At 69.1% G+C, this 21,078-nt stretch carries 27 protein-coding genes and 3 pseudogenes; 9 read left to right on the top strand and 21 right to left on the bottom strand.

Features of this window, described 5'->3' with window-relative positions:
- Positions 1 to 385: 385 nt before the first annotated feature.
- The 6 genes and pseudogenes from AB0383_RS03595 to AB0383_RS03570 form a co-directional block, all read right to left on the bottom strand.
- Positions 386 to 538, bottom strand: a pseudogene (locus AB0383_RS03595) (SDR family oxidoreductase); the annotation flags it as partial.
- A 48-nt stretch (positions 539 to 586) separates the two neighbouring features.
- Positions 587 to 925, bottom strand: a complete 339-nt coding sequence (locus AB0383_RS03590) for a hypothetical protein (RefSeq protein ID WP_366184958.1) — start codon at positions 923 to 925, stop codon at positions 587 to 589.
- Between the two features lie 9 nt (positions 926 to 934).
- Complete coding sequence (locus AB0383_RS03585) at positions 935 to 1,378, bottom strand: VOC family protein (protein WP_364176024.1); 444 nt, start codon at positions 1,376 to 1,378, stop codon at positions 935 to 937.
- Between the two features lie 531 nt (positions 1,379 to 1,909).
- Positions 1,910 to 2,437 carry a hypothetical protein gene (locus AB0383_RS03580; RefSeq protein ID WP_366184955.1) on the bottom strand — a complete coding sequence of 176 codons (528 nt, stop codon included), beginning with the start codon at positions 2,435 to 2,437 and terminating at the stop codon, positions 1,910 to 1,912.
- Positions 2,438 to 2,741: 304 nt separating this feature from the next.
- Positions 2,742 to 3,083: a hypothetical protein gene (locus AB0383_RS03575; RefSeq protein ID WP_366184953.1), complete on the bottom strand. Its 342-nt coding sequence runs from the start codon at positions 3,081 to 3,083 to the stop codon at positions 2,742 to 2,744.
- Positions 3,084 to 3,368: 285 nt separating this feature from the next.
- Positions 3,369 to 3,683 carry a hypothetical protein gene (locus tag AB0383_RS03570; protein WP_364176016.1) on the bottom strand — a complete coding sequence of 105 codons (315 nt, stop codon included), beginning with the start codon at positions 3,681 to 3,683 and terminating at the stop codon, positions 3,369 to 3,371.
- Positions 3,684 to 5,316: 1,633 nt separating this feature from the next.
- Between AB0383_RS03570 and AB0383_RS03565 the strand changes: the two are divergent.
- Positions 5,317 to 5,702, top strand: a pseudogene (locus AB0383_RS03565) (SDR family oxidoreductase); the annotation flags it as partial.
- 444 nt (positions 5,703 to 6,146) lie between these two features.
- Positions 6,147 to 6,311 carry a hypothetical protein gene (locus AB0383_RS03560; protein WP_366184951.1) on the top strand — a complete coding sequence of 55 codons (165 nt, stop codon included), beginning with the start codon at positions 6,147 to 6,149 and terminating at the stop codon, positions 6,309 to 6,311.
- A 55-nt stretch (positions 6,312 to 6,366) separates the two neighbouring features.
- On the opposite strand, the gene AB0383_RS03555 is transcribed toward AB0383_RS03560, so the two are convergent.
- Complete coding sequence (locus tag AB0383_RS03555; protein WP_220240184.1) at positions 6,367 to 6,699, bottom strand: plasmid stabilization protein; 333 nt, start codon at positions 6,697 to 6,699, stop codon at positions 6,367 to 6,369.
- 223 nt (positions 6,700 to 6,922) lie between these two features.
- Between AB0383_RS03555 and AB0383_RS03550 the strand changes: the two genes are divergently transcribed.
- A complete protein-coding gene (locus tag AB0383_RS03550) occupies positions 6,923 to 7,321 on the top strand; it encodes an STAS domain-containing protein (RefSeq protein ID WP_364176009.1) in 399 nt (132 codons plus the stop codon).
- A 318-nt stretch (positions 7,322 to 7,639) separates the two neighbouring features.
- Here AB0383_RS03550 and AB0383_RS03545 read toward each other — a convergent pair whose 3' ends face one another.
- The 6 genes from AB0383_RS03545 to AB0383_RS03520 form a co-directional block, all read right to left on the bottom strand.
- The gene (locus AB0383_RS03545) at positions 7,640 to 7,939 is read right to left on the bottom strand and encodes an ANTAR domain-containing protein (RefSeq protein WP_366184948.1); all 300 of its coding nucleotides are present in this window, start codon (positions 7,937 to 7,939) and stop codon (positions 7,640 to 7,642) included.
- A 172-nt stretch (positions 7,940 to 8,111) separates the two neighbouring features.
- Entirely contained in the window at positions 8,112 to 8,942 is an 831-nt protein-coding gene (locus AB0383_RS03540; RefSeq protein WP_366184946.1) for an EamA family transporter, read from the bottom strand.
- Between the two features lie 3 nt (positions 8,943 to 8,945).
- Complete coding sequence (locus AB0383_RS03535) at positions 8,946 to 9,416, bottom strand: MarR family transcriptional regulator (RefSeq protein ID WP_366184944.1); 471 nt, start codon at positions 9,414 to 9,416, stop codon at positions 8,946 to 8,948.
- Positions 9,417 to 9,576: 160 nt separating this feature from the next.
- Positions 9,577 to 9,669 carry a DUF6766 family protein gene (locus AB0383_RS03530; RefSeq protein ID WP_366184942.1) on the bottom strand — a complete coding sequence of 31 codons (93 nt, stop codon included), beginning with the start codon at positions 9,667 to 9,669 and terminating at the stop codon, positions 9,577 to 9,579.
- A gap of 622 nt (positions 9,670 to 10,291) precedes the next feature.
- Entirely contained in the window at positions 10,292 to 10,858 is a 567-nt protein-coding gene (locus AB0383_RS03525; RefSeq protein WP_364175997.1) for a hemerythrin domain-containing protein, read from the bottom strand.
- Between the two features lie 61 nt (positions 10,859 to 10,919).
- Complete coding sequence (locus tag AB0383_RS03520) at positions 10,920 to 11,048, bottom strand: hypothetical protein (RefSeq protein ID WP_364175994.1); 129 nt, start codon at positions 11,046 to 11,048, stop codon at positions 10,920 to 10,922.
- A gap of 142 nt (positions 11,049 to 11,190) precedes the next feature.
- Between AB0383_RS03520 and AB0383_RS03515 the strand changes: the two genes are divergently transcribed.
- The 3 genes from AB0383_RS03515 (at position 11,191) to AB0383_RS03505 (ending at position 13,810) form a co-directional block, all read left to right on the top strand.
- The gene (locus AB0383_RS03515) at positions 11,191 to 12,459 is read left to right on the top strand and encodes a cytochrome P450 (RefSeq protein WP_366184939.1); all 1,269 of its coding nucleotides are present in this window, start codon (positions 11,191 to 11,193) and stop codon (positions 12,457 to 12,459) included.
- Between the two features lie 405 nt (positions 12,460 to 12,864).
- Positions 12,865 to 13,608 (top strand): HemK2/MTQ2 family protein methyltransferase, encoded by a 744-nt coding sequence (locus AB0383_RS03510; protein ID WP_366184937.1) that lies wholly within the window; start codon positions 12,865 to 12,867, stop codon positions 13,606 to 13,608.
- Complete coding sequence (locus AB0383_RS03505) at positions 13,595 to 13,810, top strand: CDGSH iron-sulfur domain-containing protein (RefSeq protein WP_366184935.1); 216 nt, start codon at positions 13,595 to 13,597, stop codon at positions 13,808 to 13,810. The genes AB0383_RS03510 and AB0383_RS03505 overlap by 14 nt, the downstream gene beginning before the upstream one ends.
- On the opposite strand, the gene AB0383_RS03500 is transcribed toward AB0383_RS03505, so the two are convergent.
- Together AB0383_RS03500 and AB0383_RS03495 are read right to left on the bottom strand one after the other, a co-directional pair.
- Complete coding sequence (locus AB0383_RS03500) at positions 13,795 to 14,790, bottom strand: iron-containing redox enzyme family protein (protein WP_366184933.1); 996 nt, start codon at positions 14,788 to 14,790, stop codon at positions 13,795 to 13,797. The genes AB0383_RS03505 and AB0383_RS03500 overlap by 16 nt on opposite strands.
- A gap of 10 nt (positions 14,791 to 14,800) precedes the next feature.
- Positions 14,801 to 15,955 carry a glutamate--cysteine ligase gene (locus tag AB0383_RS03495; protein WP_366184931.1) on the bottom strand — a complete coding sequence of 385 codons (1,155 nt, stop codon included), beginning with the start codon at positions 15,953 to 15,955 and terminating at the stop codon, positions 14,801 to 14,803.
- Here AB0383_RS03495 and AB0383_RS03490 point away from each other — a divergent pair.
- Positions 15,936 to 16,310: an SDR family NAD(P)-dependent oxidoreductase gene (locus AB0383_RS03490; RefSeq protein ID WP_366184929.1), complete on the top strand. Its 375-nt coding sequence runs from the start codon at positions 15,936 to 15,938 to the stop codon at positions 16,308 to 16,310. The two genes, AB0383_RS03495 and AB0383_RS03490, sit on opposite strands and share 20 nt — an antisense overlap.
- 86 nt (positions 16,311 to 16,396) lie before the next feature.
- On the opposite strand, the gene AB0383_RS03485 is transcribed toward AB0383_RS03490, so the two are convergent.
- Positions 16,397 to 16,771 (bottom strand): STAS domain-containing protein, encoded by a 375-nt coding sequence (locus AB0383_RS03485; RefSeq protein WP_364175975.1) that lies wholly within the window; start codon positions 16,769 to 16,771, stop codon positions 16,397 to 16,399.
- Between the two features lie 660 nt (positions 16,772 to 17,431).
- Positions 17,432 to 18,148, bottom strand: coding sequence for a phosphate signaling complex protein PhoU (phoU, locus tag AB0383_RS03480; RefSeq protein WP_366184926.1), 717 nt, complete (start codon positions 18,146 to 18,148; stop codon positions 17,432 to 17,434).
- A gap of 348 nt (positions 18,149 to 18,496) precedes the next feature.
- Here phoU and AB0383_RS03475 point away from each other — a divergent pair, with 348 nt between their 5' ends.
- Entirely contained in the window at positions 18,497 to 19,057 is a 561-nt protein-coding gene (locus AB0383_RS03475) for a hemerythrin domain-containing protein (RefSeq protein ID WP_366184924.1), read from the top strand.
- Positions 19,058 to 19,132: 75 nt separating this feature from the next.
- Here the strand turns inward: AB0383_RS03475 and AB0383_RS03470 are convergent.
- Positions 19,133 to 19,258 (bottom strand): annotated as a pseudogene (locus AB0383_RS03470) (DNA topoisomerase IB); the annotation flags it as partial.
- A gap of 239 nt (positions 19,259 to 19,497) precedes the next feature.
- On the opposite strand from AB0383_RS03470, the gene AB0383_RS03465 reads away from it, so the two are divergent.
- Complete coding sequence (locus AB0383_RS03465; protein WP_366184922.1) at positions 19,498 to 19,899, top strand: STAS domain-containing protein; 402 nt, start codon at positions 19,498 to 19,500, stop codon at positions 19,897 to 19,899.
- Here the strand turns inward: AB0383_RS03465 and AB0383_RS03460 are convergent.
- From AB0383_RS03460 to AB0383_RS03450, 3 genes are all read right to left on the bottom strand, one after another.
- Positions 19,883 to 20,098 carry a hypothetical protein gene (locus AB0383_RS03460; protein ID WP_366184920.1) on the bottom strand — a complete coding sequence of 72 codons (216 nt, stop codon included), beginning with the start codon at positions 20,096 to 20,098 and terminating at the stop codon, positions 19,883 to 19,885. The genes AB0383_RS03465 and AB0383_RS03460 overlap by 17 nt on opposite strands.
- 182 nt (positions 20,099 to 20,280) lie before the next feature.
- A complete protein-coding gene (locus tag AB0383_RS03455) occupies positions 20,281 to 20,445 on the bottom strand; it encodes a hypothetical protein (protein WP_364175960.1) in 165 nt (54 codons plus the stop codon).
- A gap of 108 nt (positions 20,446 to 20,553) precedes the next feature.
- Complete coding sequence (locus AB0383_RS03450; protein WP_364175957.1) at positions 20,554 to 20,934, bottom strand: STAS domain-containing protein; 381 nt, start codon at positions 20,932 to 20,934, stop codon at positions 20,554 to 20,556.
- Between the last annotated feature and the right edge of the window lie 144 nt (positions 20,935 to 21,078).

Below are 21,078 nucleotides of genomic sequence, written 5' to 3'. Positions count from 1 at the left end.
CGCCTCGCGTGGATCGAGTCGGGGCACGGACTCGGCCAGAAGGTGAGAAGAACGGCTGGACGGCCGACGCGCACCTGGCCACCGAAGCGGTGCTCTACCTCTCGACTTGCGCACCGCACTGGGGAGGTGGCTCGACGACCACCTCGACGCCCGCGACCGGCAAAAGGCATGGTTCCCCAGATCGTCCCGACACCCGGGCTGGGGGAGGGCCGCCGACTCCGCGTGGAGCACCTCGACGGTGCTACCAAACTGGTCCAGAGTGGACCGTCGAGGTGGAGGTTCCCCTACGACGGTGGCCACATTACGGCTCCCCGGCATCGAGATACGGCAACTGTCCGAAGGCCATCATGTTCTGAAGGCGGCCGGCGAGGACTGAGCGCGGTGCTCACATCGACATGCCTCCGTCAACCGGCGGCACGGCACCCGTGATGTAGGCGGCTTCGTCGGAGGCGAGGAAGCCGATGGCCGCGCACATTTCGCTGGGGTCGGCGAAACGGCCCATCGGGATGGCGGCGGTGAGTTCGGCGCGGTTCTCGTCGGGGATCTCCGGGATTGGGTATGTGGTGATTGCCCTGGACGGGATCGGTCATGCGGGAAGGGTGTCTCCGGGGAATCCGTGGCACGGGAGAACCTCGCAGCGCATCATCCCGGCTCGCACGCAGGGGTCCTCGGCCATGATCTTCGTGGCTTCTTCGGCCGGCACGGTCATGATCGCGACGCCGGCCACGGTGTCGGAGGCGACCGGGCACAGGATCGCGATCACCCCCTCCGCGCGCAGCGACACCATCCGTCGCTGGTGTTCGAGTTCGATCGCGTCCGCGCCGTTCGCGGTCCGCTCCGGACCCCACTGAAGGAGCGCCAAGCTGTAGGACTTCGCGGTCGCGGCCAGAGCCCGAATCTGTTCGTCGGTCACGGTCGTGCTCATGATGTCTCCTTACTTCCCGATGCGCTCGGCCAACGAGACGATGATTCCTTCCGGCCCGCGGATGTAGGCCATTCGCCACACCCCCTCGTATTCGGCGATGCCGCCCACCAGTCCGTAGCCGTCGGCTGCGGCCTGGTCGACGGCGGCGCGCAGGTCGTGCACCTCAAAGGCGACGTTGCGCAGGCCCAGCTCGTTGGCCGGCGCGGCAGGCGAACCCGGCAGATGGTCCGGCCGCGTGAAGCTCGAGAGCTCCAAGGTCGTACCGCCGCCGGGCGGTCGCAGCATGACGATCTCGGTGCGGGCGCCGGTCATGCCGATCACCGTGTCCAGGAACTCGCCTTCGACGGCCATCTTCGGGTCGGCCTCCAGTCCGAGGCTGACGAAGAACGCGGTCACGGCATCGAGGTCGGCGACGGTGATGCCGACATGGTCGAAGCGCCTTACGAAGGTCATCGGAGCCGATCGCGACGTCATGACCACCACCCTAACGAGGATTGAGGACCGGTGAGGGGCCTTTCGCAGGAACCACATTCACCGAGACCGATCCGCCGAACGTGGTTTCAACCAAACTGACTCCACGCCAGGAACGAGACAGGACCGCCGATGTCCTGTCTCAGCGAAGGCGGGGCCCCCAGCCTGAACAGGTGGCCCGATCGCCTGACGGACCTGACCCCGGTCTCGCAGAAGTCGACTCCGTGCCAAGATCGCGCCCGCACGCGGAGCTGACCCGGGCACGCAACCCCGAAACCTTGTGCGGCTGGAGTTCGCAGAAGAAATCCGCAGTTGCACCGGCTGCCCGACGGCCTCCCGGGCGTGCTTGGTGGTCAGCAGTTCGGGTCGAAGGCGCTCTATGACGGTCTGCGCGGCCTGATGTTGCGCGCACGAGAAACGCTGCAGTTGCCGTGCTTGCTGCTGTTGTGTCGCTGGGCTGATCGCGGCTGCGTGGGCAATCGGCCGGTCGAGGCGCTGACGCAACCTCCTTGGTTACTCGAACGGCCCAGCGCCTGAGATGGGGTGGCAGCGGCTGGTACCGTCCTTCTCCCGCAGATGCACGAGACACTGGGTCTTGTCGAGGTCTCGCGGCCGCAGTCCCCGAGCGCCACCGCGGCGACACCCGGTCTCCGTGTGCAGTCGCAGCAGCAATGTATCCCGTTCCGGATCGTCGCCCGTGGTCGCGGCGGCATTCACCGACGTGGCCTCCACCGCGGGCGCCAGCCGCACCGTCGACGACCACCCGAGCCGGTCGAGCACCGGGCGGACAGACAGCCGGCCCGAGCGATCGATCCGGGCGATGCCGTACTCGAGCGTGGTGGCTTGCACACGCACCACCGGCCGAGCAAGGGGCAACTGCGACATCGCCGGGACCCGCGACAGACCCGCAATCATCGAGCCGGATCGGTCGTGGGGATCAGCGCAGTGACGATCGGGGTCATGCCGACCACCACACACGCCGGCGAAGGTCAACAACACGAAGCCGCCCCCGCTTCCGCAGCATCGGCTGACCGTCACCACCGCCCGGCAAGCTGGGCGCCATGACCGACCCGCGTGACCAGTGCTGTGCAATCCGCTTCTCCCAGCGCAACCTGGACGGGCCGGGGCAGGGCGACGTGGCGCGGCCTCGCACTCCACGACGGTCCACAGCAGACAGCCGAGCCGCCGGAATTTCCGGAGTTCTCGGCCGGAGGTATCCGAGCCTCGTCGACGCGACGCAGCTGAGGAAACCGATCGTGACCTTCCAGCCAGCGGTTTCCAGGTCACGCGTGCCCAGCACGGGGGACCGCGAGAGGCGGGGCCGGGGCCTCGGGCGAGGACCGGTTCAGTCGCGCCGGTGCCGCCCGGTGCGGAAGAGTTGCCGCGGCGGACGGACGGGCCGGTCCGCGGCCAGGTGTCGGGGCACGCAGGGATCGGTCAGCTCGCCGATGAGATCGGCGACCGCCACGAATCGGGTCGTGGCGGTCTCCGGCGACCCGGCGTCCACGAGCGGAACCCACGTGCTCCCCGGTTCGGCGGCGTCCACGCAGGACCCCACGACCACGCCGGTGCGGACCGCCACCCCGTCGCCGCCCGCCTCCCGTTCGAGGTAGGCCAGGTGCCGTCCCACCGCGTAGTTCACCGCTCTCGCTTCGACCGCGGCTCGCTTTTCGACGTCGTCGGCCATCGCCGCCCCTCCTGATGAACTTCGGGAGAACGACCGCCGGGTCCGGGGCGGCACAAGACTCGGCACGCGACTCTACCGGGAAACCGGACGAAAGCACCTAAATTCCCCCGAACAGCGGACGGACCACCGTCCGAAGTAGAGGGTGTGCGACACCGGAATCCCAAGCCGGCGGGCCAGGCCGCCGGCGGATCGCCGAACGTCCCCGCGCCGAAACCGGCGAATCCACTGTGGCAGCCCGGTCGCACGACAGGACCACCCGGATTCGCCTCATCGCGGCTTCGGGCGTCAGCCGCCGGGTGGTGCGGCGTAGAGGATGTCGGTGGCGCGGACCAGGTTCACGGGCGCGTCCGGCGCCGTGTCACGTTGCCGGACCGGCACCCAGGTGGTGCTGGTGTGTTCGTCGCGAAGGCTGCGGCCCGCGATCGTGCCACTGCGCTCCTGCCACTCAGGACATGCTCCGGCGCGTCGCCCACCGGCCGGGCCGCGAACCCGGCAGAGGTAGCGCACCTGCCACCCCGGCGGGTAACCGCCGGCGTCACGGGTGGGCCATTCGGCCTTCGTGTTGTGGCCACCCGGGCGCCGGCGAGCAGGTTCGTCCACCGGCTGATCGTGCGGACCGTCGTCCACCGCCACGACTCGTCACCCCGATCTCATGCGGGATTCACCGAACGATCGCCGGGGTCCAGGGCGGAAGTGAACAGCGTACACTCGCTCCCGACCTGCGGTCGTTCCTCCGCTCGGGTGTTCTGAGGCGCCAATTGGGTACGGTTCCATTGTGGGCAGAACCCGCTTCGCGTCCTCGCCGCTGCTTTGACGACCGGAGCTGCCCTCGAGCGCACGACGCGGTGGCACGGCACGACGAACGGCATCGGGCTTCGCGCGCACGCGGTGCTGGAGCACTTTGTGCCGGAAGCCCTTCGCCGGCCGGAGGACCACCTCGACGTGGAAGTTGCGGCAGTCGCTCCGGCGTCGGGAGCCGACGCCGACGCAGAATGTCCGGACGACCGCTGCCGCGACCGTCTGTCTGCTCGGGCCGGACGACGTCGAGAGCATGGGGAAGCAGATACGCACGGTATCTGCGCCGCAGTTCGACAGTTCCGGCGATGACCGATTACTCGGTGCAATGGGGGTGTCGCCAAGCGGTTCCGCTGAAGGGTGGGGCGCTGGGTTTCTGGTGGCGAACGGCCTCGGTCTGGCGTCGTCTCGGCGCGTTGTCAGAGTAGCCGCGCTCCACCGCGCCCAGTCACGCCGCGATGTGGCTGTCCACCTGAAGGATACCCAGGATGGCGCCGGCGTGTCAGTCGACCGTGAGGACCGCCAGGCAAGTCTGCTGCGCGATGGCTTTGTCGGTCAGCCCGGCCGCTGGCAGGCACAGCACGCGCTTACGCCAAACGCCTGACGCAACGACTCGCCCGAGAACCCGGGCGAGTGACCGCGGTGATGGCCAAAGCTCGGCGCACCGGGTGGGTGCTCATCGACTGGAGGCAGAGAAACCTGCTACGAGTGACCGCGGTGATGGCCAAAGCTCGGCGCACCGGGTGGGTGCTCATCGACTGGAGGCAGAGAAACCTGCTACGACCACCTTGGCGCCGGAATCCTTTCGCGGTCGCGAGCAGTCGGCGGTGTCTACTCCGATCGCCTGGGGCGAACTCCGCGCCTGCTGTCGCGCCCGCCAGTTCGTGCTCACCTCCGTTGATGTCTTGGACCGCGGCGACGTGCTCGCACCCCTTCACGGCTGCAGGGCGGCGCGGCTCGAGTTGCAGTCGGGGCATATGTCCGGGCGCCTTGGTGTCAGCCCAGCTCGCCGCTGAACGCCGTCCAACCGCGGAGGGGTCTTCCGCTCTGGCGGTGAGGCCGTAGGTGCACGCAGAGTTGATCTGGTGGTTGCCGCAACTTCCGGCGGTCTGCATGGACGCGTCGCGGGGGATTGAGAAGGCTGTGGCTTGGCCTCCGCCTGTGGGGATGTGCACGACGATCCTCGTGTCGGTCGTGTCGTCGCCAGCGCCGGAACCTCCGGCGTGCACCTGCGTGAGCACTTCGGGTTGCAGCGGGTTTCCATGCGCGTCGGTCCGGGTGTCGGGGCGCACCATAAGGATGTTCTGCTCGTCGGTGAGTGCGGCGGCGCCGGAGCCGATCGCCTTGGTCCGTTTCATGTCGCCGATCGGTGCGCCGACTTTCTTCCGTGACCGAACGACACGGGAAATCCGCGAGATCTGTGAACACTCACGATTCAAAAGGATCGGTGATCATCAACACCGGCTCGGTCAACGGATTGCGCGGCGACAAATCCCTCATCGACCACTGCGCGTCCAAGGGTGCGATCCACGCGTGGACGATGGCGATGGCTCAGGCCCTGGCCGGCAGCGGCATCCGGATCAACGGTGTGGCGCCGGACCGGTGTGGACGCCGCTCATCCCGTCCACGTTCCCTCCCGGGAAGGTGGAGAAGTTCGGGCTGCAGATGCCGTTCGAACGCGCCGTGCACCCCGACGACCTGGCGCCGTCCTACGTATTCCTGGCGTCGAACCGGCTTTCGTCGTACTACTGCGGCGAAGTCATCGCCCGAGAACGACGAAGTCCGCTTCGGAAGATCTGTCCGGCGCGCGGCGAGCGCGGGTAAATTCCATGGGAGCCGTGCTCTGCTGTTCGGTGTTCTCTGCTTTGCCGGTAAAAGGAACCGATGAGTACGACACCGCGACCGACGACGCATGTCCACAGATACCCGTGCGCCGGGAAACTCATCTTGGCGGTGAGCACGATCGCGCCGCCCGTTGGAATCCTTTGTGGACGTGGTTGGTGCTGCAGCACGCCTTGTTGCCCGTCCCGGGCCATGGTGACGTTCGGCGGAGAGCCGGAGTGGTCCACGCCGATGGATCGGGACGACACGGGTCCGGATGATCTGATGAGGTAGTGGTCAAGGTGGCCTGCGTTCGTCGGCGCCTCCGGGATGCAACGCTGAAGCGGGGGTTGGGGCCGCGCCTCAGCTCGTGCCCGGAGTGGAAGGAGACCACGGGCACGGCCCGCTGCTGGACCGCTCGCCGGTCACCCCTAAACCCGGCCCGGGGTGGCCGGCGATCCGGACGCCGTCTCGGCACCCCAGGTCCAGGAGCTGCTCGACGAACCTGCTGCCGGTTTCGGCGATCCGCAGGATCCGCTCGTCTTCCGTTCTGGTGACCGGGTCGCTGCCGGGGAGCATGGCGATGTCCTCGCGGCCGCGGCCGTCGATTGAGTTGATCTGTGGCGAGGGCCCGGGTGGATCAGCGGGTGGCCACGCACCCCGGCGATCAGCGGCCCAGGGCGTTCTGCAGCTCCTTCTTCGTCATGCTGGAGCGGCCCTTGATGTTGCGCTTCTTGGCCTCGTTGTAGAGCTGGTCCTTCGTCGGCCCGCCGGGGCCTTGCCGGTTGCCGGACCGCTTTCCGCCGCGTTTCTGTGGCGACGTGTCGCGGGTGGAACTCTTGCTGGCGGTCCGGGATTCCCCGGACTGGGCCCGGTTCTTGTTGACCGTGCGCGCGGCGATCTCCTCGGCCCGTCCGGTGCTGGCTCCCTGCTTCTTCTGCGACGACTTGATGTGCTCGTACTGACGTTCGCGCTTGGTGCTCCAGCTCTGCTCAGGCACGGCTCCTCCTCCGTCGTGACCTACGGATACCCGCTCATGGCAGCGGCAAAACCGCCAGGCCAGGCGGGGTGCATGAGGTTCATCCCACCTGGGTACGTTCGTAATGTCCGCGGTTCAGCCGAGCAGCCGCCAGTGCCAGCACCCGGTGTCATCCGGCGGTGCTGCCAGAACCGCGACGCGGCGTGACCCTCAGGCCGCCGGCTCAACGGAGGTGAGAGCGTTCATGAAAGGACCATTTCCTCACCGCGCGGCGACGTTCACCGTCACCAGCGCCCTCGAATCGACCGTGGTCGCCGCGACCGGCGACCTTGATTGCACCGTCGCCGACCACTTGCTCGGCCGGCTGCTCGACGAGGTCGCCCTGCGCCCGCGCGCGTTGATCGTCGACTTGACGCGCGTGGGCTTCTGCTCCGCGCGGGCTTTGCGCGCGCTGCTGGAGGCTTCGGCCGAAGCCCACGCCGTCGGGATCCCGTGTGTGACCGTAAGCGATCAGCAGGCGGTTCGACGCCCCATCGCCGTGCTCAAGCTGGACCACGTCCTCCTTCTGCACGGCAACCTCGCCGCCGCCCGGGAATGGCTGACGGTCTCGCATGGTGTCGCCGACGTCGCCGTCCCTCGGTAGCCGAGGTCGAGGTGCAGGCGCGGGCACGGCTCGACGGGCATGCTGTGCATGGCATTGACAGGTCGGAGACGCCGTGACGGAGAAGCTGAGTCGGAGCATGCGGCCTGGCCAGCGGCCGGCCACATGGGCGAACGACCCGCTGGCGGGCCGACCGCGTTTGCGCGAACGGTGAGCGGATAGCCAGAGGTCGGGCACCTCGGCGAAGGGTCGCGGGGCCTGGCTCCCGTCGGTCAAGAAGCGGCCGACGGGAGTCTGCCGGCTGGCTGCTGTTGCTGTCGGCTGGGCTGCCGCGGCGCAGAGTGGACACGACTTCCGAGATCAAACTGCGAGGCACGTCGCGAAGTTTGACGTTGGTGTTTCGGGACAGCGTGCGAGGATCTCGAATGTCTCACCGGCCGTGCAGCGACACTGCGCCATCAGGATGCCCTTGGCCTGCTCGATCGGCGCCCGCGACGACAACGCCTGCCGCCACTGCTCCAGCTCGGTTTGCGCGGCACCGTAGCGCTTCGCCAGATCGCTCTCGCCGCGCCGCCCATTGCCTGCTCCGCCGCGCCGGCTGTGACGCGGTGGGGAGTGCAGCAGAAGGTCGGCGACGCCGGTCGATTCGGGGTGCTGCATGGTGATCACTCCTTCGCGAGGTCTCGGCGAGGGGCAACTTCCCGATGTAGCGCCATCAAATGTATGACGATGGGCTTCGAGAACGAACGGACGGCGGATGCGCAACGATCCTGGACTTCTGCGGACGCCGGAGCTGTTACGCCGTCGGTTTCTTTGCCGTTGATGCAGCGCGTCAAGTCGTGGTGAGCAGAACGATGGCTGCAGCTGCGGCGAGTAGGCCGCAGGCCTGTGTTGTGCGCAGCCGTTCCCGGAGCACGATGATGCCGAGCAGGACCGGCAGCACGGGATACAGCGACGACAGGACCACGGCGATCACCACGAGCTGGTGCCGGGTGGCCAGCAGGTAGCACAGGAGCGCCATCGCGGCGGCAGCTCCGGACAGGGCGGCGGGCAAGGTGAGGCGCGCCGCGGGAAGACGCAGGCGGGGGAAGGTGGTCCATGGCAGGACCGTGAGGATGGCCGCGACGCGTCCGGCGACGACGGGCCACGCTCCCGCCGCCGGCTCGGCTTGCGCCAGAGCCAGGTACTGCACAGCGATGCCGATGCTCGCGATGAGCGCGTCCACGGCCGGCCCGGCTGCCGATTCGGCGGCGGTGCGGGTGCGGGACACCATCCACAGCGCGGGCACGGCGATCAGGATGCCGAGCCACGTCAGCAGTGGTGGGCGTTCCCCGAGGAAGGCCACGCTCGCCAGCACTGGCAACGCGACGCCGGCCACGGCGCTGGTGGGCACGACCACGCTCATCGCGCCGCGCGCCAGACCCCGGAACAGGAACACCATGCCCACCCCGGTGCCCACGCCCGAGAGCGTTCCCCAGCCCAGGTCGGCGAGGGTGACGGCGCCGGCCGGCAGGATCGGCGTGACGAGCAGCGCGAGCAGCAGCCCGCCGGCCTGCCCGAGCAGTGCCACCGCGGCGAACGGCGCGCGGCGCGAGACGAGACCGCCGACGAAGTCGGACAGGCCGTAGGAGACCGCTGAGGCCAAGGCGAGCAGCGTACCCACGGGTCAGCTCCCTCGGTCCCGCTCGGCTTGCCCGACCGGGCACACCGCGCCGCGGGTGCAGCTGGCCCGATCACACAGCCGGCACAACAGCTCGGCGCTGCCGACGTCCTCGTAAAGGCGGGTCAGCAGCTTGGCCAGCAGGTCGGCGAACTGTTCCTGCTCGTGCTCGCTGAGCACCTCGATCAAGCCGGTCAGCCCAGCTCCGCGCGCCTCCAGCAGGGTGTGCGCCGCGCGCCGGCCCTCGGGGGTGAGCTCGATGATCACCTCCCGGCCTTGGCGAGGGCGTCGTTCCAGCAACCGGCTCTGCTCCAGCGAGTCGACCATGCGGGCCGCCGCAGACTGGCTCAGCCCCACCCGGCGGCCCAGCTCGGTCACGCTCAACCCGGGGCCGGCTGAGGCGACCACCAGGGCAGCCGCGCCGCTGGCGCTGACTCCCACCTCGCGGTGCGCGCCCGTCAGAACCCTGTCGGTCACCGCCAGTGCGGTCGCGCCCAGGAGATTTGCCGTCCTCGCTTGCATGACTCATGCATAACTCATCCGCGGCCGGCTCGCAAGTCGATCCTCGTTCGAAGGCGAGGGGATGGGCGATTCAAGGCACCGCACGCGGAAGGTGCAGCCGGGCGGATCGCCGAAGTCAGCCTGACCCGTCGGTGACGTGGTGTTCGGTGCCGACGGGCTTCGATTCGGGCGGGCCGCGCTGGCGGAGGTGGACGCTGAAGATGGCCATGCAGCCGATGGCGAGGAATTCCGATTGCCAGTTCTGCAGGGCGCGGTTCGGAAGTCGGCCGACAGCAAGTATTCACCCCAGCTGACCGGGTCACCGAAGTCGCTGAGCGATGAGCCACTGGCGTGGGACGCGGGCACCGTGCTGCGTGAAGGCCGTGCGCATCATTGATGCACAAGGATCTCGTGAGTGGGGGCCGATGGATCGGCGTCCGCAGCCGGAGCCCGGAACCCGGGCGTCGCGCTGCGGCGGCGCAGGAGTCCCGCGCGGGCGGGGACCGTCCCGACACGCCCAGGCTGCGAACGTGGGAAGCGATGAGCGCGACAGCGTTCCATGACCACCACCTCTGCGAACCGGCACGGCGCCACCGGTGCGATCCGGTGCGGGGATGGGCACCGCGTCCGATGGCGGTTCCCGAAGCATCCGGATGTTGCGGAGCGAGTCGGTCATCATCTCGGAGCTCGACTTCAGCATGTCCTCCGGCGTCGTCGCCGCGGGAGCACCACCGACATCGCCGCTGAGCGAGCCATGCCCGCCTTTCTGAGAGCACTCATCACCCGGACCGCGACACGCCTGCGCCGCAGCCGCTTCACGAGCGGCTGCGGCGCAGGGGCGTCGACCGGGATCAGGTGTGGCGACCCGTCAGCGCGTCGCGGATCTTGTCCACGAACGCGGCGCCGCGGTCGAGCACCAGGTTGGCAGGCGGGCGGTCGGGCGCGGCGGGGTGCGGGCGGGTCGGTGCGTGTTCCTTGGCGGCCAGCACCTTCTTCCCCAGGTCCTGCAGTTGCTCGGGCGTGCAGGCGGCGCGCAACTTCGGCAGGAGGTCCTCTTCCTCGTCCTTGACGTGGTGGCGGATGTCCTCCATCAGCTTGGCCAGGAGGGTCTCGAACTGCTCGTCGCCGGGGTCGAGGCGGGCGAGGTCCTTCATCACCTTCTCCGCCTCCGCGTGCTCTTCGATCTCGTGGTCGGCGAGCTCGTCGCCGCCGTCGAGGTGCTCGCGCGCGGCCGGGTACATGTGCTGCTCCTCGGCGACCGAGTGCCGTACGAGCTCGGCGATGACGTGGTCGACGAGGTCTTTGCGGTGTTCGGGGTCGTCCGCACCCGATTCCAGCTCGGTGAACACGCGTTCTACCGCGTGGTGGTCGTCGACGATCACCGTGATCAGGTCGGTTTCGTGCTTGGTGGTGGTCATGAGCCTCCTTCGGGCCAGTCCGGAGCGCTCCGAGTACCCGCCACCGAGCCGGTCAACCGGCTCAGCGGGTGAAGATCTGCGGCGGCATGATCGTCGGCATTACGTTGGCTACTTCAGCGCGGAGCAGCCACGACCCCGGCCAGCCGACGCTCAGCACCTCCGGGCCACCCGTGGTGACGTCCTGCTGCACATTCGGTCGCGATCTGTGTTCACCCGGCCGATGAAGTGGGTAGACCTCCCGCATGGCGACTCGACAAGGACCGCGAGCCATTCCCTCAGAACAGGCCCTTACGAATGCTGCCGGGCCGCCGGAGCCGTCGGCGCGCGCGAGCGTGGCGGACACCCTTCGGTTTGCGGCCCGGGTGCTGCTGCCGACGCTCGCGGGTGGCGTCATCAAGCGGCGGCCGCGGGCCATCGATCTCGCGCAGAAGCTGAATGCCGACCGACCGGCCGTGGACGAGCTGCGCCGCCTGCGACGTCGTTACGGAGCGCGTCCGCTGTGGTTGCGGGTGCCCGGCCGGTCGGTCGAGGTCGTGCTGTCGCCGGACGAGGTCGGGACGCTGCTGGCCGGCACGCCGTCGCCGTTCAGCCCCGACACAACGGAGAAATCGGCCGCACTCGGACACTTCCAGCCTCACGGCGTGCTGATCTCCGATGGTCACGAGCGAGCGGTGCGGCGGAAGGTCAACGAAGCCGTGTTGCAGCCCGGGCGTGCGATCCACGAGCTCGCCGGCCCGTGGGCGCGGGTCGTGCACGAGCAGGCCGGTCCGATGCTGGACCGCAGCCTCGACTGGGACACCTTCAACGTGCATTGGTGGACGGCGGTCCGCCGGATCGCCCTCGGCGGCGACACCGCCGAGGACCGCGAGCTGACAGACCTGCTGGAACGTCTGCGCCTCGACGCCAACTGGGCGTACCTGCATCCGCGCCGCCACGCGACGCGCCGGCGATTCCTCGACCTCGTGCGCCGGCAGGTCGGCCTCGATCGGCCGGACAGTCTCGCGGCCGCGCTGGCCGCGGCGCCGGACGACGGTGAGACCGACCCACCCGGCCAGTTGCCGCACTGGTTGTTCGCGTTCGACGCGGCCGGAATGGTCACCTTCCGGAGCCTCGCTCTGCTGGCGACACACCCCGACCGCCTCGCCGAAGTCCGTGACGAGCTGGCTGGTCTGGACCTCGCCCAGCCGCAGCGACTCCCAGCGCTACGCGCAAGTGTGCTCGAATCCGTGCGGCTGTGGCCGACCACCCCGGCGTTGCTGCGCGAAAGCCGCACCGACACCGAATGGGGGCGCGACCGCACGACGTTCTTCGTCTACACGCCGTACTTCCACCGCGACCCCGACCAGTTGCCCTACGCGAACCGCTTCGAGCCCGCCATCTGGCTCGACGGACGCGCAGCGAACAACCCCGCGCTCATCCCGTTCAGCGGCGGCCCCGGGGCGTGCCCGGGCCGCGACCTGGTGCTGTTCACGACGTCGATGCTGCTCGCGAACCTGCTGCAGGCCCACGACTTCCACCTGCACGGCGCCACGCTGACCCCGGGGGAGCTCCCCCTGACGCTGGACAACTTCGGGCTGAGCTTCGACATCGTCGCGCGGTGACCCCGGCCGCCTCTTCGTCACGACGTAACCGGCGAGCGGCGCGAACTCCCCGATGGAGCTATCCCAGCTGCTCCCCGTTTCGAGGTGGAAGGCGCGGTTGGGGTCCTCTCGGACGATGCTGGTCTGGGCGGGAAGGTGGAGCGCCGGCGCACGCGGCGGCGGTAGCGCTGGCGACAGTGCAGGTTTCCGTTGCGACGGCTGGAAACGTGCATCACAAGCCCGGTGGCCGTGCGATCGCCGGCCGGTGCGGTGTTCACCCACAGCGAGAGCGGGAAGCGCAGAGCCGCCAGGTACCGGTGGTTGCGCCGGCGCGGAGGTCGAAACCTGGTTTCGCCGCGACCGCGCGAAGTTTGTCCGGTCGGTAGCCGGGTAATCGGCGGTGACCCTGACGCCGAGGAGGACCCGATGACCACGGTACCCGCGGAAGAAGCGGACGAGACCGCCGACGGCGCCACGACCCTGCGGAAGGTGCTGCCCGCATTCCCTCCGGGGCCCGCACTCCCCGCACGCGGCCTGCTCCGCCTGCCCGGCGTCTACCGTCCGCAAGCCGACACGTGCCTGCTGGCGTCCGCCGTGCGCCGGGCCAGGGTGCCCGCCGGCGCCCGCGCGCTCGACCTGTGCACCGGGACGGGCGTGCTTGCCATCGCACTCGCCCGCGCGGGAGCGGAAGCCGTGCTGGCCGTGGACCTTTCGCGGCGGGCACTGCTGTCGGCGCGGGTGAACGCGGCGCTGCGCGGGCTGCCGGTGCGCGTGCGCCGCGGCGACCTGCTCGCAGCCGCGGACGAGGGCCCCTATGACGTCGTCGTGACCAATCCGCCGTACGTGCCGATGCCGGCGGAACAGGCCCGGCCGGACCGCCGATGCGACGCCGGGACCGACGGACGCGCGGTGCTGGATCCGTTGTGTGAGGTCGCCCCGGCACTCGTTGCGCCAGGCGGGTTCCTGTTGCTGGTGCAGTCCGTGATGTCCGGCGTGGACCGTTCGGTCCGCCTGCTCACCGCCGCGGGGCTGAGGGCACGAGTCGTCGCCCGGGCGATGGTCCCGTTCGGGCCGGTCCTTTCCGGACGGAAGGACTTCCTCGAGCAGTCCGGATTCGTGGCCCCGCAAGTACGGAAAGAGGAACTGGTGGTGCTCCGTGCCGACCGGTGAAGGCCGTGACCACCGGCGGGTGCGGATGGTCCAGGGTGGGCCGCTGCTGATCGAAGGACCAGTGGAGCTGCAGACGCCCGAAGGTAACGTGGTGCGCTGCGACCGATTCCTTGTGGCGGTGTGCACCTGCCGGCGAAACAAGTGCTTCCCGCTGTGCGACACCAGCCACCGCAAGCGGGTCCGGACTCAAGGCAACGGCTGACGCAACGAGGACCGCCCGGTGCGCCAGCACCCCAGCAGGTGCTCGCCGAGGTGGTCCTCGAGGTGGTTCGTGGCCTGCACACCGAACACCACGTCCGCCGCGAGCGTCGGTTCGTGCTCGAGCAGGTCCCCGACCACGTCGTGGCGCATCACCTGTTCGTGCACCGCGTCGGCTTCGATGTGCTCGGTGTAGAAGAATTTGCACTCCGCGGCCGCGTCGAGCCGGGTGAGCGCCTGCACCATGCGCTGAGCCGAGGGCGCGGTGGTGACCTCCGCGGCGGCGAAGTGGCCGACGAGCGCGCCCCGCAGCGCGCGGTGGAGCCCGAACAGCGACATCGCGTTGACGATCGCCAGCATCGGCGCGGGCACGTGGTCCAGGAGGGCCAGGTAGCCGTCGGGGAGCCCGGCTCCGCGCAGCAGGTCGGCGAACAGCCGCGAGTGGACGTACTCCGGGCGGCCGCCGCCGAACTCGTCGAACTCCACGGCCACGAGCGCCGCCTTGGCCCGGCCCCGCAGCCGCGGGATGACCCACGCGTGCGGATCGGCTTCCTTGAGATGGTAAATCGAGCGGTGGGCGAATAACTCCCGCACCTGCCACCACTCGCCCTCGTCACGCAGGTAGTGGGAAACGCCGGCCGCGTCGATCGGCTCCACCAGCAGCGCGGCGAACTCGCCGTCGACATCGTCGCCACCGGGCAAAGCGGCGCGCAACGCGCTCAGGAAGCGCGCTTCCAGCGCAGCCCGCAGCCGCAGCAGCTCGGGGTCCCATTCCCAGCCGTCGTCGACGCCTGGCAGACCTTGGTAGTGCAGCTCGTAACACAGGTGCAGCGCCAGCTGCAGGTCGTCGCCGAACGGGTCGGTCTCCGCGATCGCGTCGAGCGGAAGGGCGCACCCGGGCGGAGAAGCGGACAGGGTCTCGGCGAGAGCGGCCGACAACGGCCCACGGGCGGTGGGGAGCTCGGCGGACTGCAGAGTCGTCATGGCCGGAGGGTTACCCCGCGGCGGCCGCTTCATGCCCCGAGACGGGCACGGTGCGCTCCTCGAGCAGCCGCACCACCGCGCGCAGCCCGCCGGCCGCCGCGGAGCGCTGCGCGACCGACCCCGTGCCGTCGACGAGCAGCCGGCTGGCCAGTGATCCGGCGAGGGCGAGGTCGCCGGCTTCCTCGAGCGCGCCGGCGGTGTGCGTGAGCAGGTCTTCGACGAGGTCGGCGGCCGGGCGCTGTCGTTCGAGCCGGGGATCCACCAGGAGCCCGGTGAGGCCGTGGCGCGCGGCGGCCCAGACGGCGGCGGCGCACACCTGCGGCGACAGGCGCGGTCCTTCGATCCCGCGCTCCAGGTCGGCCAGCGCGGTCCGCACGAGGCCGCGCGACAGCACCGCCTGCAGCACCGCGCCATCGACGGTCGCGGCGGTGTCGGCCACGCGCAGTTCCACCGTCGGCAGCCATGGTGACGGCCGGGCCAGCCAGAAGCTCTGGTCGCGGTCGACGAGCGCCCCGCACTCCACGAGCGCATCCACCGTGCTTTGGTACTCGGCGTGGCTGCGGAAGTGCGGAGCGACGCCGGAGCCGGGGAAGCGGGTCTGCAGCACCATGCGCCAGCTGTGGTACCCGGTGTCGCGGCCGTCGGCGAACGGCGAGTTGGCCGACAGTGCCAGCAGCACCGGCAGCCAGGGGCCGAGGTGGTTCACCACCGCGACGGCCGTGTCCGGGGCGTCGACGCCGACGTGCACGTGGCAGCCGCAGGCTTCGTAGTCGGCGGCGAGGGGGCCGTAGGCCTCGTGAATCTCCGCGTACCGGCCCTGTGGCTCCGGCTGGGCCCCACGGCCCGGCAGTGACACGGGGGTGCCGGACGCGACGAGCGCGCAGTCCTCTGCGGCCGCGGCCGCGGCGAGCAACCGGCGCCCGGTGGTCAGCTGGGGCCGCAGCTCGTCGGCACTCGTGCAGACGCCGGTGGCCAGCTCCAGCTGCGTCGGGCGCAACTCCCGCTGCACGATCGCTCCTTTGGGCAACCCGCCGTTGTGCCCAAAGCGCGCCAGCACGCGGTCCGCACACGGTACCGTCCGTCCCGTGCGCGGGTTGACGAGGAGGAACTCCTCCTCGACCCCGATCGTTGTCCCCGCCCCGTCCATGAGGACTCGGCTACCCATTTGCGCGGCGGTGAACCGGGATCGCGCCGGAGGCCAGACTCGCGCACCGTGTCGTCGAGCCACGGCGATATCGGCTCGGGCCGGTCGGGTTGCCGGCGCTCCTCCTCGCGCGGCCGTTGCGCGACGTGGGCGGGGAGCGCGGCACCCGGTGCATCTCGTCAAGTGCGTGGTGCCGGCCATCGTGGACCGGGGTCATGGGCGGGTGTTGTTCACGTCGTCGATCGCGGGGGCTGCGCCGGCGCCGTATCAGGTGGTGTACGCCGCGTCGAAGGCGTTCCTGACGTCGCGGAAGCCGGGTTCGCCGCGCTCATGGCCGGTGACGACAAAGTGGTGGTTGGTGCCAAGAACAAGATGACCGCCGCCGCGTCGCGGATGCTGCCGGACGAGGCGAAGGCGGCGCAGCGGGGAAAGGTGATGAAACCGGGTTCGGCCGAGGAGCGATCAAGTTGGTGGCTCCGGCCTCGGGAGAGTGCTCACGGCCAGTAGTAGCGCGCCAAGGTCGTTGCTGTCGGCAAGGACGTCCAGGGTCCCTTTGGCTTGCAGCATGCGACGGGCCTGGCCGCGGGCGTGCAGGACGTGGTAGGTCGTACCGCAGTCGATGGCCGTGACGTAGCCCGCGAAAAGCAGGTCGGCTCCGCAGGCGTCGAGCGCGGTCGCGTCCCGGAGATCGATCAGGAGTTCGTCGGGTTGTTCGGTCGCGATCACCCTCATGATAAAGATGCCCAGCTCGGCGGCCGCTGCGGCAAGAACCTGGCCCCGCACGTCGACTCGCAGCGTTCCGTTGTCGATGCGGTGGACCGTCGCAGAGAACGGCACGATGTCTCCAGCCTAATTTTTTGGCGACAGGGGCTGGGCCGCTTCATGAACGCCATCAGCGTAGTAGCCCAACTATCGATGCGCGCGCACGACGTCGTCACAAGACCGCTGTCGAGGATGGTTCGAGCTGGCAGGCGGATCAGCCACAAGGCGGAGGACCGGACGAGCGAGTGGGCGGCGTCGACGCTACCTCTCCGCGGTTTCACTCGGAAGCGCCGCCATGTTTCCCCAGGGACCTCGCGACAATGCACCGGTCTCGATCGGCGAACGGTACGACGTGGGACGGTTGATCTGCCGTTGCGGGACTGCGCGCGTTTAGGTGCCCGAGCGAAACGTCGTCGCGGTCGAGCAGATGCGGCGGGTGCGCGAGAAGACCGTCCGGGCCGGCATCGATCACCGGCGCGTGGTGGCGTTGCTGGGACAACGGTACCGACGACGGCCGGCGGTTCCTGGTGATGCAGCTGGTCGACGGTGAGAACCTCGCCGAATGCCTGGTCGCCCGGTGCTGCCGGGCGAGCATGATTCTCGAATCGTCACCTGGAGGGGCTGCGAGGGAATGCGTAGCGCGCGATTCGGCGATGAAGCGCGTGTTGTGGTGCGGACCGCGCGGGAACGGGCCCGCCCCCTTGGGCATCCCTGCGGTGATGACGCGGGGCTGGGTTAGGTGTGGGTGTGGAAGGGAAGTTCGCCGGTTTCAACGAAGCCCAGTCGGTTTGCGACGGCGACGGCTTGGTCTCCGAATCGTTCGTAGAACCTGGCGAGCAGGGCGAGGTTGATAGCTGCCTGGACGCCGTGGGGCCATTGGTCGCTCGTGATCAGTGCCAGGACGCGGGCGCGCACCGTGTCGATGGTCTGGTCGGTTTCGGCGAGGTCGGCGAATCCGCACGCGCACTCGCGGGCGATCAGCTCTGCGAGGCGGTCCGCCATGCCCGCGGCGGCGCCACCCATCTCCGCGAACGCGGGTTCGAGCTCGACCGGAACGGCGCAGGAGGGGTGGGCGAAACGGGTGATGCCGGCGATGTGCGCGGCCAAGTCGCCCATCCGTTCGAACCGCTCCGCGCAGTAGATTGCGGCTAGGATCGCCCGCAAATCGTGCGCTTTTGGCGCCTGTAGGGCCAGAAGCGCCTGGGCTTGCGATTCGCAGTCCGCGCGGGCCCAGTCGATCTCGGCGTCGGCGGCGACCACCTGCTCGGCGAGATCCAGATCTGCGGTCAGCAGTGATCGGCTCGCCCGGCGGATGGCCTCGGCCGTGAGCGCGCACATCCGCCGCAGCTCCGTCCTGAGGCGGTTCAGCTCTTCGTGAAAGCTCTCGCGCATGCTCACACCGCGTTGCTCGTCGGCCAGCCGAACGCTGGTCTTGGCGGCGTCGTAGCGCACTCGCGCAATGCACCCCACCGGCACGGTAGGGGAGAACTCGCGCCGGCGGGGTCCGCCACGCGCCATGCCGCCGCGCCGCGTAGCTACAATGCTCGCCCAAGTCAAGCGGACCGGCACCTTGGTATTACAAGATCTTTTGTGGCGTTGGCGGGACAGTCGGCTCGCCGCGTTGCACAGCGACGTTCAGCTGTCCGGTTCGAGATGAGTGGTGAGTGTCCTGCGACAGGCTGATGAGCAGCGCTGTCGCCTCGTCGAAGAGGCATACGACGTCGTCAGGGTGTCGGACGTTTGACGTTGGTGAGGTGGGTATCCCGGTGATATCGATATTGCAGGACGGGAGTGAGTGCCATGGCCTCCGAACAAGACAATGATCTGATCACGGTGATCACCAGTGATCATCGTGCGGTGGAAGAGGTGTTCGCCGAGTTGGAAAGCGGTACCGATTGGGCGCATCGCAAGGATCTGACCGACCATGTCATTGCGGAGCTCGTGCGCCACTCGGTCGCTGAGGAGCAGTTTGTGTACCCGGCGGCGCGTGAGTATTTGGAGAATGGCGATGAGCTGGCCGACAAGGAGATCCGGGAGCACGCTGAAGCTGAGGAGGTGATGAAGGAGCTTGAGGGGCTTCAGTCGGATGATTCGCAGTTCGACGATCTGCTGGGCAGGCTGATCCGGGACGTTCGCCACCACATCGAGGACGAGGAGAATGTCCTGCTGCCCGGGCTCCGGGCCGCGTGTTCTGTCGAAGAGCTGGGCCGGTTGGGTCGTAAAGTCCTGGACGCGAAGAAGAGCGCTCCCACTCGGCCCCATCCTTCGGCGCCGGACAAACCGCCGGCCAACCGGCTGCTTGACCCGGGCGTGGCGTTCATCGACAAGATCCGCGACGCGCTGTCCAGCCGGCCCACCTGACCACGGGACACGCGCGCGGCGCTTGCACTGGGCCGACGGGATGACGGGAGAACCCGGCCAAGCCGTCGGGTCGGGAGCGATGCAGACGTCGCGCCAGGCTGGCGGGTTCACGAGGTCTTCGATGCGCGCGAGGGTCGCAGCATCGGTATGCCGTTCGCCGACCGCAGCGGCGTAAGAGAATCCGCGGCGGTGGCGTCGGATGCCGGATGTCGGATGCCGACGGGTCGTCGCGACGGAAGTCCGTCACCGGCTGCTGGTACCCGTGCTCGAAGCCCGGCGACCACGACCGGACGATCACGAGCGCCGCGGCGTAGACTGCGTTTCTACTGCGGTTCGACCGGAAGGTCGCCGCCCGTCGTCCTTCCCGGATGCATCCAGAGGCCTCGCGGCGAAGTAGGTGCCTGCGGACCATGCCTCCGTTTCGGCGAAGGAGGCCTGTTATGACCCGACTCGCCAGTGCTTCCACGTTCGTCCAGGTCGCGCAGTCGCCCAGCATGCTGGTTGTCACCACGGCCGAAGCAAGTATGGTGATCGTCCGCGGTGATGTTGACCTCACCATCACGGGCCCGCTCTCGAAGCGGTTGACGGAGGAGCTCGAACTCCGGCCTGCCGCGCTGATCATCGACCTGCGCGAGGCCACCTTCTGCTCGTCTTGCGGTCTGAGCGCGCTCGCCCGGGCATGCGAGGCGGCGCGGAGGGCCGAGGTGCCGTTCGCGATCGTCACCACCCAGCACGCCGTGCTTCGGCCGGCCCGGCTGCTAGGCCTCGACCGGACGCTGCCGATCCACCGAACTCTGCCGGAGGCACAGGAGTGGCTCGGTCTCGTCAACGGCCTACGCTGATTTCCCGCAGCAACTCCGCGAGGCCGCCCGGCGCGGGCTCGTGAACAACCACCGCCGCCGTGTTCGTGGCAGCGGTGGGACCCGGCGCCCAGCCGAAACAGCGGTTGAACGCGTCGGCTCGGACGGCGAGATTGGCACCGCAGGCGTTCGGTGCGTCGCAGGCGAGGATCCCGCGGTAGCGGGCGGCGGTCAGGTGCACGGGCCGACCGATGCGTGTCAGCCGCGGTACGCGTGATCCAGGTGGCGCCCCGCCCGCGCGGCCGCGACTTCGGTGTCGGTGACCGTGACACGGACCGTTTGATTCTCGAGGTGGGCGTGCAGGCCGAGAGTGCCCGCCGCCGCTGTCGGTCGGCGTGCTCGGAGGCGTTGATCAGCGCTTCCTCAGACGGCGAGCTCGAGATCGAAGACAAGGGCTTCCTGCAGGCCCCGTTCGCGGGCCCGATGGACGACCTCGTACCTCAGCGCGCTGGCGTCTTGCGCACGGGCCGGTTGGTGCAGGTGCAACGCCGGGGGAGGTTCACCGGCCGGCTCGCTCGTCGGGCACATGATGCCGCGACTCCTTGTCCTCCGCCGATCAGCGGTCGTGCGGTGATTTCCGTTGTGGCCCCCGCCTGCGATTCAGGATCTGCGCGCCACAGCTTCGGCGATGATGTTTCACCCTGGCCCGTCGGCCAGGGCTGCCTGAGTGCTGTCGTAGTAACCGAAGTGCTTGTCGAGGCCGAGGATCTGCAGCGTGCGACGGATCGCGCGAGGAGCGACGACTCGTACCGAGGTGGTCGAGCCGCCCTTGAGGTCGGCGTCGATCAGGACCCCGATCGCGGCGGAGGAGAAGAACGCGGTTTCCGTCAGATTCACCACCAGCACAGCGGGCGTTTCACCGAGGGCTTCGTCGAGTGCCGCCCGCAGCTTCGGGCTGGTGAGCGCGTCGAACTCGCCGCGGGCGTCGACCACGACGCCCTCGGCGGAACGTCGAAGTTCGACGTCAGCCGCGGGCGGGGTCGTGCTGACGACGTGGTTGTGCGCGGATGGGTGCATCCACGCCATCATCCTCGTTGTCGAGCCACCTTGCAGTGCAAATGCATCAGCTGACAACCACGTGCTGTGGTCAGCCGGTTTCGTCGGTGAGGTGGTGTTGGGCGCCGACGGGTTTGGATTCGGGGGAGCCGCGTTGGCGGAGGT

The sequence above is a fragment of the Amycolatopsis sp. NPDC051373 genome (assembly GCF_040689465.1).
Taxonomy (GTDB): Bacteria; Actinomycetota; Actinomycetes; order Mycobacteriales; family Pseudonocardiaceae; genus Amycolatopsis.
The sequence above is the reverse complement of the archived record's forward strand: the minus strand, read 5'-3'. Positions and strand labels throughout refer to the sequence as shown.

Bases quoted from the DNA above. Each gene is read 5' to 3' on its own strand.
- AB0383_RS03575 (WP_366184953.1), bottom strand. From the start codon at position 3,083: ATGGCCGACGACGTCGAAAAGCGAGCCGCGGTCGAAGCGAGAGCGGTG.
- AB0383_RS03510 (WP_366184937.1), top strand. From the start codon at position 12,865: ATGACCACGGTACCCGCGGAAGAAGCGGACGAGACCGCCGACGGCGCC.
- AB0383_RS03475 (WP_366184924.1), top strand. From the start codon at position 18,497: ATGGCCTCCGAACAAGACAATGATCTGATCACGGTGATCACCAGTGAT.
- AB0383_RS03455 (WP_364175960.1), bottom strand. From the start codon at position 20,445: ATGTGCCCGACGAGCGAGCCGGCCGGTGAACCTCCCCCGGCGTTGCAC.
- AB0383_RS03585 (WP_364176024.1), bottom strand. From the start codon at position 1,378: ATGACCTTCGTAAGGCGCTTCGACCATGTCGGCATCACCGTCGCCGAC.
- AB0383_RS03545 (WP_366184948.1), bottom strand. From the start codon at position 7,939: ATGCAGCACCCCGAATCGACCGGCGTCGCCGACCTTCTGCTGCACTCC.
- AB0383_RS03525 (WP_364175997.1), bottom strand. From the start codon at position 10,858: ATGACCACCACCAAGCACGAAACCGACCTGATCACGGTGATCGTCGAC.
- AB0383_RS03465 (WP_366184922.1), top strand. From the start codon at position 19,498: ATGACCCGACTCGCCAGTGCTTCCACGTTCGTCCAGGTCGCGCAGTCG.
- AB0383_RS03530 (WP_366184942.1), bottom strand. From the start codon at position 9,669: ATGGCCATCTTCAGCGTCCACCTCCGCCAGCGCGGCCCGCCCGAATCG.
- AB0383_RS03500 (WP_366184933.1), bottom strand. From the start codon at position 14,790: ATGACGACTCTGCAGTCCGCCGAGCTCCCCACCGCCCGTGGGCCGTTG.
- AB0383_RS03550 (WP_364176009.1), top strand. From the start codon at position 6,923: ATGAAAGGACCATTTCCTCACCGCGCGGCGACGTTCACCGTCACCAGC.
- AB0383_RS03590 (WP_366184958.1), bottom strand. From the start codon at position 925: ATGAGCACGACCGTGACCGACGAACAGATTCGGGCTCTGGCCGCGACC.
- AB0383_RS03490 (WP_366184929.1), top strand. From the start codon at position 15,936: ATGAGGACTCGGCTACCCATTTGCGCGGCGGTGAACCGGGATCGCGCC.
- AB0383_RS03495 (WP_366184931.1), bottom strand. From the start codon at position 15,955: ATGGGTAGCCGAGTCCTCATGGACGGGGCGGGGACAACGATCGGGGTC.
- AB0383_RS03450 (WP_364175957.1), bottom strand. From the start codon at position 20,934: ATGCACCCATCCGCGCACAACCACGTCGTCAGCACGACCCCGCCCGCG.